Source organism: Apibacter adventoris (assembly GCF_002964975.1).
In the GTDB taxonomy this organism is placed as follows: domain Bacteria; phylum Bacteroidota; class Bacteroidia; order Flavobacteriales; family Weeksellaceae; genus Apibacter; species Apibacter adventoris.
This window is the reverse complement of sequence record NZ_PSZM01000001.1, coordinates 110132-123753: the sequence shown is the minus strand read 5'-3', so window position 1 is coordinate 123753 and position 13622 is coordinate 110132. Positions and strand designations below refer to the sequence as shown.

Genomic DNA, 13622 nt, shown 5'->3' with positions numbered 1-13622 from the left:
TATAAATATTAAATGAATGTCTGTATTACTCAAATTTTTATACAGAAATAGTCGTTTTTTACTCTTTCTATTATTACAGGCAATAGCTATATTTTTTACTTTTAATAAAAATATATATCACAATTCTTTGCTTGAAAATAAAATAATTACCTTTATTGGTTTTGTAGATAAGAATATAACAGACATTACTACCTATTTTAATCTTAAAAAGGAAAATGAACGCCTCTTAGAAGAAAATAAACAATATAGAAATCTTTTTTTAGGCAAAGATCAAAAAATTAAGCCGGAATTTATTCCTATGTTAGATTCCACTAAATATAAACAAAAATATTACTATACAACTGCTAATATAGTTTCAAATTCAATAACACGAGCCAATAATTTTTTAATTATAGATAAAGGTAGAGCACAAGGAGTTAATGTTGAAATGGGAGTGATATCTTCAGAAGGTGTAGTTGGGATGATTATAAATTCAACAAATAATTATTCTAAAGTAATGTCTATTCTTAATAAAAATACAAAAATAAATGCTCGATTAAAATCTAGTAAATATTATGGTACGTTAAGTTGGGAAGGAGAAGACTCCCGAATTATGAGATTATCAGATATACCAAAATATGTTGGTGTTAAAATTGGAGATTCCATAGAAACAGATGGTAAATCAAGAACTTATCCGGAAGGAATATTAATTGGAAGAGTAAGTGGAAAGTCGATTGATGAAGAAACAGGCAATTGGAATATATCTGTTGAATTATTCCAAGATATGGGGAATATACAAAAAGTATATATAGTAAATAAATTAGACAGAACAGAAATAAAAAGTTTACAAGATTCTATTACCAATGCTCAATAAAACATTTTTTATAAATATAATTATAATTCCTGTTCTTATATTAGCTCAAGTATTTATTTTTAACAATATATTTTTTTTTCATAAGTATAGCCCAATTGTATATATTATATGGGTAATTTTTTATCCCTATAATAAATCAGAATCACATTGGTTTTTAATTTTTGCATTTTTATTAGGTTTTGGAGTGGACTGTCTAATGGATACAGGAGGAGTAAATGCATTTTCCACTATATTAATAGCTTATATAAGAAACCCGGTAATAAGATATATCTCAGATTTACAAAAAGAAATGAAACTATTTCATTTTTCAGATCTTAATTTAGTACAGTTTTTAACGTATTTTATATTTATAATTTTAGTTCATCATTTATCTTTATTCATTTTAGAAAGTCTTAAAATATCAATGTTTATAATGGCTGTTAAAGATGCATTAATCACCTCTTTATTTTCATTTTTATTTATATTAATTTTTTATGCATTTATTAAGAATAGACTAGAAAAATGAAGAAGTTTCAAATATTAATCTGGATTTTAATATCAATAACAATTATTTTTATAGCTAGAATTGCATACTTACAGTTATTTACAGAAAAATATAAATTAAATGCAGCTAACACATCCATTAAAGCAGAATATCAAATTCCTTTAAGAGGATATATAATGGATAGGAATGGTAAAATTTTAGTAGGAAACACGCCTTCTTATGAATTAACATTTACACAAGCCCAAATGGAAAAAGATTTTGATACATTAAGCTTTTGTAAACTTGTTAATATAACCCCAACCCAATTTAATAAAATAATACATAATATAAAAGCAAATCCTAATTATTCTAAACTTGTTCCTATGACCTTTATGAAAGGGTTAACAACAGAAGATTTAGCTAGAATTCAAGAAAAAATATTTAAATACAATGCATTTTCAATTGTAAGAACTCCTGAAAGAAATTATTTAGTTAATTCTGCCGGTAATATTTTAGGTTATATAAATGAAGTTAATGAAAAATATATAAAGTCCGATTCTACTTATTACCTACCTGGAAATTTAGCAGGAATGTCTGGGGTTGAAAAATCTTATGAAAAATATTTAAGAGGTATTAAAGGCATTAAATATATTCAGAAAGACAGGCAAATGAGGAGTATAGGTCCTTACAAAAATGGAGAGTACGACCAACAGATGAAAAGTGGTGAGGATATAACATTAACAATTGATTATGAATTACAGAATCTTGCCGAAAGATTATTAACCAATAAAAGAGGAGGTGTAGTAGCTATAGATCCAAATAATGGAGAAATTTTAGCTATGGCTTCATCCCCTGTGATTGATCCGTCTGTGTTTATAGGAAAAGATAAAAACAAGCATATTTATGCCTTGCAAATGGATTCTGTAAATAAACCTATGTATGATAGAGCAGCTCAAGCTATGTATCCGCCTGGGTCTACATTTAAATTGCTAAATGGTTTGGTGGCTATGCAGATGGGGGTAATTGATGAAAAAACAACCTTTGTTTGTAAACACGGGTTTCATTATGGAAACAGAAGGATTGGGTGTCACTGCGGATATTTTTATTCACCAATAACTATAGATAAAGCTATACAAAAATCTTGCAATAACTTTTTTGCTGAAACGTATGTTAGAATACTTAATAAATATCCCAATAATATAGAAAAAAGTATTGATGAATGGAGTGATATAATGAAAAGTTTTGGCGTAGGGAATTACATGAATAATGATTTAGCTGTAGGGAGCAAAGGAAATATTCCAAATTCAGAATATTATAATAAACGATATGGAGTAAATAAATGGAATATTTATACCATAATTTCAAATTCTATCGGACAAGGAGAAATCTTAGCAACTCCGTTACAAATAGCGAATTACACAGCAGCCATAGCGAATAGGGGATTTTTTTATACACCGCATATAGTAAAAGCAATAAATGGAAATCCTATAACAAATCCGAATTTTGTAAAACCTAAAAATACCAAAGTAGATAGAAAATATTTTGATATTGTTAATAAAGGAATGGAGATGGTAGTTTTAAGTGGTACAGCAAGAAGAATAGCAACCAAGGTATTTAGTCAAGAAGGAAAGACAGGAACAGCTCAAAATCCACATGGAAAAGACCATTCAATATTTGTTCTTATAGCACCTGCAGATAAACCAAAAATTGCTGTAGCTGTAGTGGTTGAAAATGGAGGTTTCGGGGCTACATATGCAGGACCTATAGCCTCTTTAATAGCAGAAAAATATCTTACAGGATCTATACAAAGGACATCTATGGAGGAAAGTATTGAAAAAGCTAATTTTAGTGGAGAGTATGCAAGACAATGGAATGAATACTTAAAAAGAATAGGAAAATACATACCACCCAATTTGAGCACTGAAATAAAAGATAGTATAAAAAGAATACAATCAGATAATAAACTTTCAGCAAAAATTAAACAAAAATTAATACAAGAAATCATAAATAATCAAAATAAAGAATCTTTGATATCCAAAAAAGATACAGATAATTTTGAAGGAGATTAAAAATGGGTAAAACATTTAGAGGCATAGATGGTTTGATGCTATTTTTATATTTATTAATAGCAATGTTTGGAGTAGCTAATATCTTTAGTGTGGATTCTTTAAGTGGTACCAAACAAATGATATGGTTAACAATTTCAGTAATTGTAGGAAGCTGGACATTTTTGGTACGCCCTAAATTTTTTGAAAATTTTGCAGGATTATTTTATATTTTGGGACTCATATTATTGGCTGGAGTACTTGTATTTGGAAGTGTCGTAAATGGTGCTAAAGCATGGTATAATTTTGGTCCGATAAGCTTACAGCCGGTAGAATTGGCTAAAATATCCACCTCATTAATGTTGGCTAATTATATAGATTCCCCCAATTTCAACATAAAAAAAACTTTTTCATTATTAGTATCCCTACTTATTATAACTATTCCTATTATATTAATTCTGTTACAACCCGATGTAGGTTCAATTTTAGTATTTATAGCATTTTATATAGCTTTATATAGAGAAGGGATGTCAGGGTGGATTTTTATTATAGGTTTTTACTTTACAATTTTGTTTTTATTTTCTATTTGGATTCCTGCATGGATTATAATAGCAATTTTATTACTTATAATATTAATTTTTTTGTACATTTTAAGAAGGAAAATAAAATGGAATCAACCACTCAATATTATTTTCATAGTTGTATTTTTAACAATATCTGGATTTGTAAGCGCTATATCTCCTTATGTTTTTGAAAAATTACCTAAACATCAAAAAGAGAGAATTATGGTTTTGTATGAAGGGGAAAAAAAATATAGAGATACAGCAGGATATAATTTATTATATTCAAAAACAGCTATTGGTTCGGGTGGTTTTTGGGGAAAGGGATATAAGCAAGGGAGTGTTACTGCCGGAGGTTTTGTTCCTGAACAAAGAACAGATTATATATTTTGTACAGTAGGGGAAGAGTGGGGATTTGTAGGTAGTTCAATTTTAATAATATTATATGCCTGCTTAATAGCACGGATATATTATTTGGCAGAAACACAAAAAAGTACTTTTTCCAGAGTTTTTGGTTATTGTTTAGCATCTGTTTTGCTCATGCATTTTTTTATTAATTTAGGTATGGTAATTGGTTTGTTTCCAACAGTTGGAATTCCTTTACCTTTTTTTAGCTATGGAGGAAGTTCATTATTAGGTTTTTCTTTATTTATATTTATATTTCTTCGGCTTAATTATGCAGATAAGAATAGTTTAATTTAGTTACTTTTAACTAATTGAGATAAATTATCCTTAAATTATTGTTTAATGGTGTAATTTTTGTTTTTATTTTCACTAAATATTTATGTTATGGAAGAAATAAAAGCAAAAGGGATATTTAGTTTAAAAAATAAAGATATACATCCATTTAATTATGATCGTTCAAAAATAAAAGCAGGAATTGTACATATAGGTATAGGTAATTTCCATAGAGCTCATGAAGAATTTTATACTAATCATTTATTAACATTTTCAGATCAGCAAAATTGGGGAATTTGTGGAATTAGTTTGTTACCTAGTGATGAAAGTCTTTATAAAGCACTTAAGGGACAAGATAATTTATATACTTTAACAGTATGCGGTAGAAATGGTAAAAATGAAACATTTGAAATAGGGTCATTGATTGATTGTTTATGGGCTTTTGAAGATTCAAATAAAATAATAAACAAAATAGCAGATAAAGATATTAAAATTATTACTTTAACTATTACAGAAGGAGGATATAATATAGATAAAGTTAATGGAGAATTTATATTAACATCACCTATGATTCAGAATGATTTAGAGATTAATAATAAACCCAAAACAGTATTTGGATATGTTGCAGCAGGCCTAAAGAAAAGGGAATATTTAGGAAATGGCCCTATTACAATCTTATCTTGTGATAACTTGCAACATAATGGCAAAATATGCAGCAAAGCATTTCTTTCATTTATTAAAGCTCAAGATACTGAATTATATAAATGGGTAGAAAAAAATGTAACATTTCCTACCAGTATGGTAGATAGAATTACCCCAGCTGTTTCATCAAGTGATAAAGACAGATTAAATAAGCAAAATAATGTAAATGATGCGGCACCTGTTTTTTGTGAAGATTTTATACAATGGGTGATTGAAGATAATTTTGCAGCAGGTCGTCCTTTATGGGAAAAGGTAGGAGTAGAAATGACAAATGATGTTTCAGCTTATGAAAATATGAAATTAAGTCTATTGAATGCGTCACATTCTTTATTATCATATCCTGCATTTTTAATGGGTTATAGGCAAGTAGATGAAGCAATGAATGATAAATTATTTATTCATTTATTGGAAGATTTTATGAATAAAGATATTACTCCCTATGTTCCAGCCCCAGGAGATATTGATTTAGAAGCTTATAAAAAAACGTTAATTGAAAGATTTTCAAATAAGTCCGTTAGTGATCAATTGAGCCGATTGTGCTCAGATGGAGCTTCAAAAATTCCTGTTTATATCATGCCTAATTTAATAAAAATGATTAGGGATAATGCAGATTTAACCAGGTTGACCTTTTTTGTGGCTGCTTACAGACATTATTTAAAATATAAAAAAGATAATAAAGGTAATTCTTTCACTATTAATGAACCATGGTTGACTGAGGATGATGAAAAATTAATTGCAAGTAATGATGCAACACAATTCCTTAAATTATCTCCATTTTCAAGTACCGATTTAATTTCATCATCTAAATTTACTCAACAATATTTACAAAGAGTCAATGAAATTAAAGAACAAGGTATTGAAAATGTTTTAAAAAAAATATAATTATTTAATGTTTTTTTAGAAGTTTAAATTAAGTTATACTTAATATTTTTTTATTAAATCAATGAATTTAACTAATCTTAGCCCAATGAAATTTATCTAAATGATGAGTTAAAAAAAACTCTTTAATAGACTTATTTTTTTCTAATTGTAATTTAGGGTCTGAAAATAATAATTGATCAACAGCAGATTTTGATAATGAAACAATAGCTTTATCATGTACTAAATTAGTTATTTTTAAATCTAGCATACCACTTTGTTGAGTACCTAAAATATTTCCGGGTCCCCTTATTTCAAGATCAACTTCAGAAATTTTAAAACCATCATTAGTTTTACACATAGTTTGAATTCTTTTTTGAGCTTCTTTCGAAAGTTCTGTTTTGGTCATCAGGATACAATAAGATTGATTAGATCCACGGCCTACTCTGCCTCTTAATTGATGAAGTTGGGATAGGCCAAATTTTTCAGCACTTTCAATAATCATTAAGGATGCATTTGGAATATTTACACCTACCTCAATTACGGTAGTAGCTACCATTATCTGAGTTTGTTTATTGATAAAACGAGCCATTTCATATTCTTTATCTGCAGGTTTCATTCTACCATGAACTATGCTTACTTGATAGTCAGGCATAGGGAATTCTCGTACTATACTTTCGTAACCATCCATTAAATCCTTATAATCCAATGTTTCACTTTCCTCAATTAAAGGGTATACAACATAAACTTGTCTCCCTTTATTTATCACATCTTTTATAAATTGAAATACCATTAATCGTTGAGCATCAGTTCTATGATAAGTCTTGATTTCTTTTCTACCTTTGGGAAGTTCATCAATTATTGAAACATCAAGATCACTATAAAAGCTCATAGCAAGAGTTCTAGGAATAGGGGTTGCAGTCATTACTAATATATGGGGAGGAATAGTATTTTTTTTCCATAATTTAGATCTTTGCTTAACTCCAAAACGATGCTGTTCATCGATAATGGCTAAACCTAAATTTTTGAATACCACATTATCTTCTAATACAGCATGGGTTCCTACAAGGATATTGAGAGATCCATTTTGTAAATTTTGATGTATATTTTTTCTTTCAGAAGTTGGAGTTGACCCGGTGAGTAAGTTAATTGAAAGGCTCATATTTCCTATAAGCTCTTTAATTCCGTTAAAGTGTTGTATAGCTAAAATTTCTGTTGGAGCGATCATACAAGCTTGGAATCCATTATCAATTGCAATAAGCATACTCATTAATGCAACTACAGTTTTTCCACTGCCTACATCTCCTTGTAATAAACGATTCATTTGAACAGATCTACCTAGGTCTTTTCTTATTTCACGTATTACTTTTTTTTGGGCATTAGTAAGAGAGAAGGGAAGGTAATGTGAAAAAAAATTATTAAAATTGTTACCTATATTGCGAAATAAATATCCCGGAGTAGTACTTTGCCTATATTTTTTTTCTAGACCAAGTCCCAACTGAAAAAAAAACATTTCTTCAAATTTTAATCTATATTCAGATAGCTGAAGAATTTTATAATTAGTCGGAAAGTGAATTTCTTTATAAGCTTGAGCTCTGGGAATTAGTTTGTTTTGCGAAAGTATTTCGTCGGATAAATTTTCTTGTATTGGATTTTCTAAAGATAAAAGAATCTCATGTATAATTTTTCTTAAAAATTTTTGATTTATTCCCCTTTTTTGTATTTTTTCTGAATTAGAGTAGATAGGTTCAAGAGGTGTTGAATTTATTTTAGGGTCATTAATTTTTTCAATTTCAGGATGAATCATATTAAATTTATTATTAAAATGATTAATCTTTCCAAAAATAATTATTTCTTCATATAATGGGATACTTTTTATTAACCAGTTAGTTACATTAAACCAAACTAATTCTAAAGTCCCTGTAGAATCTTCAAAAATACCCGTTAATCTTTTTTTCTTATTCTGAACAATTTCATTTATAGAAATTATTTTACCTTTTAATTGAATTTCAGCAGAAGCTGTATTTATTTCATTTATAGTATAAATTCTACTTTTGTCAACATAACGGAAAGGAAAATAGTTAAGTAAATCGCCACATGTTTTTAGACCTAAATGAATTTTGAGTAAAGCTGCTTTTTCAGGTCCAATTCCTTTAACATATTCTAATGGTGTATGAAAATGCAAATTCCTCATTTTATAAAAATATAAAAAACAGATGTTATTTTATAATTTTTTTATTTTCAATAAAAGTTATAATAAATATATATTTATTATTTAATCAAGAAAATCAACTTTTTAATATAATAAATAATTCAAAATTAATAACTATTGATTGCAGTCAAGATGGATCTTTTTGTTTTATAAAGGTAAAAAAATAATTATTGTGTTAATTTATTACTTTATTAAATTAGTAATATCTGATATTTTTGCAGAAATTTTTAAAATTTTATTATTTTTATCTACCAAAAATAAAGTAGGAGTTCCACTAATGTTAAGCTCTTTAGAAAAATTGCTATCCCAATAAAGAAAATCAGAATCATTGAGCCAAGGAATGTCTTGTATCATTTTTTCCCAAGGTTCTTTTTCATATTCAATAGCAAATCCTATAATTTCCCCTCCTGATTTTTTAAAGTTATCATAAAACTGTTTTATATATGGAATTTCTCTTTTACAATGTCCACACCATGTAGCCCATACCAAGATAAGTTTATATTTTGTTTTAATATCATAAAGGGAAGAATATTTTCCGTCTAGTTTATGGGTAAATTTGATATTGGGTATAATTTTACCCTCTTTAATATTATTATTTTTTTCTATTGTATTTTTTAAATCTGGACTGATTTCACAGGTTAGAGATTCAGCTTCTTTCATGTATTTATTACTTAATTTAGTAATTCCATAACTATTTAAGAAATTTATTGTAGCTGATAAAATATCTTGCCCCCTGCTAGTGTCTTCTCCTACTTCCTCTAATAAACTTTGTATAGATTTATCTAATTTATCTTCCCATTCATTCTGATTATTGGTAATAGAAGCAGAGGATTTTAAATAATTATAGAGAAGACTTCTCCCTAAACCAGAAGTTTCAAATTCTTCTCCAGCATTTTTAAAATGTTCAGTAATTTGTTTCTGTATAATTAGAACTTCATTATTATTAGTAGCATTTTCTGTTATTTTAATAAGTTCAGATGTTTTAATATAATATTGAAGGAATGGATAAGGGGCTAAATCTGGTTCTTTAAGATTTGAAATTTTTTGGATTTCATTTTTTATTTGATTATAAAAGTCTTCGCTCGGAGTATAAGTTTTAAATATAGATTCTAATTCAGGCAAAATTATATTTTTTTTTAAATCATAATTTTGATAATCCTGATAAATTGTATTTATAGGGTTCCCTGCATTGTTAAATTGTAAGTTATTATCTGAATTAAGAGTAATATTAAAATTAATATTTGTATTATCAGAAATGAATGTTAAAGATTTTTTTGCATCTGGAAGAGTAATCTCAATGATTCCATGATATTTTTCACGGATAGGAATAGATATTTCTCCATTAATACTCGTATTTAGATTCCCTATTAATACATCATCGAATGATTTATTTAATTTAATAATTACTCTTTTGTTAAAATAATTATTAATCGTTCCTTTTAAATTAAATTGAGCTTGTAATATACTGCTAATTAAAAAACAGCTCATTAATAATTTTTTCATAAAAAACAGCCTTGTTATTAATTTAACAAGGCTAATTTATGAAATTTTATTAGTTTTTAAATATTTTTTAATTTATTCTTCCGACGTATAAAATATACGGTTAGAATAAGTACACTTATAAGTAAAAAAGGTATAATAATGTCAATAGGGCTACCTGGAATCTTTTTTGGTGGTGGATCTACAGGTTCACCGGTATCTCCACCAAATGGAGTAATAGGAAATGGAGGACCGTCATCTCCTATTGAAATATTGTTATTTATTTGTAATATACTATATGCAAATGATTGTACATAAGTAAAAATAATGAACGCAGAGCTTAATATAACTTTCATTTTTTGTTGCATGTTAATGTTTAATAATAGGAAATCTAGAATTTATTATTTTATAATTTTTTTCGTTATGGTATCTCCTTTCTCATTTGTAATTTTAACTATAAACATAGAAGAAGAAACGTTTTTAATCGGTAGTAAATAATCATCTTCAGTATTTATATTTTTTGCAGAAGAAATTAATTGCCCTAAAATACTAAATACTTTAACGTCTGCTTTTTTCCAATTTTTATTAAAATGTACTTTATATTCATCCTCAGATTTATATACAATAGTTAAACCATCTAGAGCTACCGCTTCATCTGGACCATTAATAATTTCTTCACCTATCCCCCCATTAATTTTATTTTTCCCCCAATATATTTCAAATCGGTCATTAGTGGATTCGTTTTGAGTAAATTCATAATTAAAATTAGCATCTATCAAGATACTTTTTCCTAATTTTTTATCATGAAAATAAAAATCAGCATTGGAATCATTAAATTTATTTATACCTTTTGCTAAAAGCTTACCATTTTCTGCTAATTCTGATGTAATAACAAATGTAGAACCATCAGCTTTATTAATCTCAATACCTACAGGTATAGCAATTTTTTCAGAACTAGAATTCATTACATTTATATATAGCTTAACATCTGCTAAATTAGGATCAATTCCTCCTGTTTTAGCTTCAGGTAAAGTGTAAATACTAGTTCTTTCATTACTTGAATTAGAAGAATAAACTTCATTTTTATGTATAACTGCTGTTTCAAATTCAGATCCGGAAGCTATATAAGTTTCATTATAAAAAATATCTTTACTTTTATTAAATAAACGTAAATTAATTTGATAGATGTTATCGCTGGTAGATGTTAATTTCTTTGTTATAACGCTATTTGACGTAGGAAAAGCATAGCCTGAAGTTTCAAAAGTTTGGTTATTGCTATTATATAAATCTAAAGTTGTAGCTCCACCTTCTGAATTTGGAGCAGCTTTGATAAAGAAATTAGTCATAGGTGGAATTATGCTGAGGTTTACAGGACCAACAAGACCGCCTGAAGGAGCTATAGTTACAGCTGAAACATTTTGAGAATATCTTTTTTTAGATTCTGCAGGTACGGTAACACCTCCATATGAACCAATTCCTACAAGTCCGGTATAATTATTTGTTAGGGTTTTTAAATCCAAATTAGAAGTAAATGGATTAAATAATTGTAGAGTTTTATCTGCAAATTTAGCATTTGGTGCATTCAAAGTTGAATTATCTGTAGATTCATTAAATGAAGATTCAATACCTGGAACGAAAACATCTGATATATAGGTATAATATTTAACACTATAAACATTCACTGCTTCCTTATTTTTATCATATTTTGCAATTTTAAAATTTCGTTCAGGATATTTTATAGGAGTAGTAGATTGATCTGCTACATAAGGTATACCTGTAAAAGTTACTTTAGAATCTAAACCTGAATATTTACTTTTTCTAATATCATAAAACAAACCTGGGGTAAAAACATTATTTGTTTGTTTTCCATCATCAGGATCATATCTAAATTGCTCATTGTTCCAAACGAAAATAGGAACTTGACCCCACTTGGAACAATAATCAGAAGCAGGTTCAGCTACACCTTCTTTTCCTTTAGATGTTTTACATGGTGGTACGAAATTGATTACAGATCCCGTAACGTCTTTAGCAAAATCTTCAAATTTATAATCTGAAAAAGGAGATCCAAAATAAGCATATTTATTATATCCCGTAAGCACTTTTTCCATTTTAATTTTTCCAGTAGCTTTTTTTGGGGAATTGATAATTAGTTGACCATAATTTTGTTCGTCAGTATAAGTTAATAAGATGCCAGAATCTTCATCGGTACTTTTATTATTATAAGTACCATCTTTAATTCTTATGTTACCTCTATTGGTAATTTTAGATTTATCACCATTAATTGCGATATCTCCGGTACTATACACAAGAGTTTTAGAGCTTACAAACATCTGGGCCTGTCCGTTAGTTGTAATCTGAGAATGAGCTGTAATAAAGCCTAATACAAAAAGTAAGGGCGTAAAATTTATTTTCATTGATTAAGCATTTAAGTGATTTTTATAAACAAAATGTACTATAATCCTACACAAATATACATAAAAAAATTAAGTATCAAATAAATATTTTTAAAGAATAAAAATATTTATTTTTTTGTTAATAAAATATATGTATCCATAGTTATATATATTTTGTCATGATAATCTTCAATATTATAACTTATTTTGGAAAATAGTTCTTCTGCAATAGTTCTTAATCCTCTTGCACCTAAGCCTAGCATTCTTGTTTTATTAACCATTTCTTTTAAAACATCTTCAGATACTGTTAAGTCAATATTATCAAGCTTGAACAGGGCCTGGTACTGTTTTATAATTGCATTTTTAGGCTCTGTTAATATTTGTAACATTGCTTTATCATCTAGAGGTTCTAAGTTTGTAATAACAGGAAATCTTCCTAGAAGTTCAGGAATTAAACCGAAATTCTTTAAATCTAAAGCATTCACCTGAGACAAAACGTGTTCTTTTTCTAAATCTTCTTTACTTTCTTTAGCAAATCCAATGACATTTTTGTTTAAGCGATTAGATATAATTCTTTCTATTCCGGAAAAAGCCCCTCCGGCAATAAATAAAATATTTTGTGTATTTACTTGAATATATTTTTGGTCTGGATGTTTCCTGCCTCCTTGTGGCGGAACATTTATTATACTTCCTTCTAAGAGTTTTAATAAAGCTTGTTGAACTCCTTCACCCGAAACATCACGGGTAATGCTAGGGTTATCACTTTTACGGCTGATTTTATCAATTTCATCAATAAACACTATTCCTTGTTCAGCTCTTTCTACGTCATAATCAGCAGCTTGAAGAAGACGCGTTAGGATACTTTCTACATCTTCGCCAACGTAACCTGCTTCAGTTAAAACAGTAGCATCTACAATAGTAAAAGGAACATCCAAAAGTTTTGCAATAGATTTTGCAATAAGAGTTTTTCCTGTACCTGTTTCTCCTACCATTAAGATATTAGATTTTTCAATTTCAACCTCTTTATTAACTTCTAAAGAATGAGTAAGTCTCTTATAATGGTTATAAACAGCTACGGATAAAGTTTTTTTTGCATTTTCCTGTCCGATTACATATTCATCTAGAAATTTTTTGATTTCCTTAGGTTTTTTAATTTGAAACTCAAAATGAGTTTCTTCATGTTTTTTTTCTTGTATTATAATATTGTGGGCCTGTTCTATACAATCATTACAAATATGTCCATCAAGTCCTGCAATAAGTAAATTAACTTCTGATTTTTTTCTACCACAAAAAGTGCATTTTTCCTCCATAAATATAAATTTGGATAGATAATTTTGTTTTTTTATTTTAAACGTTTCAGGTTTCAAATTAATAAATTT

General features: G+C 27.7%; 10 protein-coding genes. 5 read left to right on the top strand and 5 right to left on the bottom strand.

Annotated features, from left to right (window positions below; all coding sequences use genetic code 11):
- Positions 1 to 16: 16 nt before the first annotated feature.
- The 5 genes from mreC (at position 17) to C4S77_RS00585 (ending at position 6183) form a co-directional block, all read left to right on the top strand.
- The gene (gene mreC, locus C4S77_RS00605; protein WP_105245306.1) at positions 17 to 853 is read left to right on the top strand and encodes a rod shape-determining protein MreC; all 837 of its coding nucleotides are present in this window, start codon (positions 17 to 19) and stop codon (positions 851 to 853) included.
- Positions 843 to 1358 carry a rod shape-determining protein MreD gene (locus tag C4S77_RS00600; RefSeq protein WP_105193838.1) on the top strand — a complete coding sequence of 172 codons (516 nt, stop codon included), beginning with the start codon at positions 843 to 845 and terminating at the stop codon, positions 1356 to 1358. The genes mreC and C4S77_RS00600 overlap by 11 nt, the downstream gene beginning before the upstream one ends.
- Positions 1355 to 3385, top strand: coding sequence for a penicillin-binding protein 2 (mrdA, locus tag C4S77_RS00595; protein WP_105245305.1), 2031 nt, complete (start codon positions 1355 to 1357; stop codon positions 3383 to 3385). The genes C4S77_RS00600 and mrdA overlap by 4 nt, the downstream gene beginning before the upstream one ends.
- A gap of 2 nt (positions 3386 to 3387) precedes the next feature.
- The gene (gene rodA / locus C4S77_RS00590; RefSeq protein WP_105193836.1) at positions 3388 to 4623 is read left to right on the top strand and encodes a rod shape-determining protein RodA; all 1236 of its coding nucleotides are present in this window, start codon (positions 3388 to 3390) and stop codon (positions 4621 to 4623) included.
- A gap of 87 nt (positions 4624 to 4710) precedes the next feature.
- Positions 4711 to 6183 carry a mannitol dehydrogenase family protein gene (locus tag C4S77_RS00585; protein WP_105245303.1) on the top strand — a complete coding sequence of 491 codons (1473 nt, stop codon included), beginning with the start codon at positions 4711 to 4713 and terminating at the stop codon, positions 6181 to 6183.
- A gap of 67 nt (positions 6184 to 6250) precedes the next feature.
- On the opposite strand, the gene recG is transcribed toward C4S77_RS00585, so the two are convergent.
- The 5 genes from recG to clpX all read right to left on the bottom strand — a co-directional run bounded on the left by recG (position 6251) and on the right by clpX (position 13553).
- Complete coding sequence (recG, locus tag C4S77_RS00580) at positions 6251 to 8353, bottom strand: ATP-dependent DNA helicase RecG (RefSeq protein WP_105245301.1); 2103 nt, start codon at positions 8351 to 8353, stop codon at positions 6251 to 6253.
- Positions 8354 to 8554: 201 nt separating this feature from the next.
- The gene (locus C4S77_RS00570) at positions 8555 to 9874 is read right to left on the bottom strand and encodes a TlpA family protein disulfide reductase (protein ID WP_105245297.1); all 1320 of its coding nucleotides are present in this window, start codon (positions 9872 to 9874) and stop codon (positions 8555 to 8557) included.
- A gap of 56 nt (positions 9875 to 9930) precedes the next feature.
- Positions 9931 to 10206 carry a hypothetical protein gene (locus C4S77_RS00565; RefSeq protein WP_146106002.1) on the bottom strand — a complete coding sequence of 92 codons (276 nt, stop codon included), beginning with the start codon at positions 10204 to 10206 and terminating at the stop codon, positions 9931 to 9933.
- A 45-nt stretch (positions 10207 to 10251) separates the two neighbouring features.
- Positions 10252 to 12264, bottom strand: a complete 2013-nt coding sequence (locus tag C4S77_RS00560; RefSeq protein WP_105245293.1) for a T9SS type A sorting domain-containing protein — start codon at positions 12262 to 12264, stop codon at positions 10252 to 10254.
- 107 nt (positions 12265 to 12371) lie between these two features.
- Positions 12372 to 13553, bottom strand: coding sequence for an ATP-dependent Clp protease ATP-binding subunit ClpX (gene clpX / locus C4S77_RS00555; RefSeq protein WP_105245291.1), 1182 nt, complete (start codon positions 13551 to 13553; stop codon positions 12372 to 12374).
- Positions 13554 to 13622 lie beyond the last annotated feature (69 nt).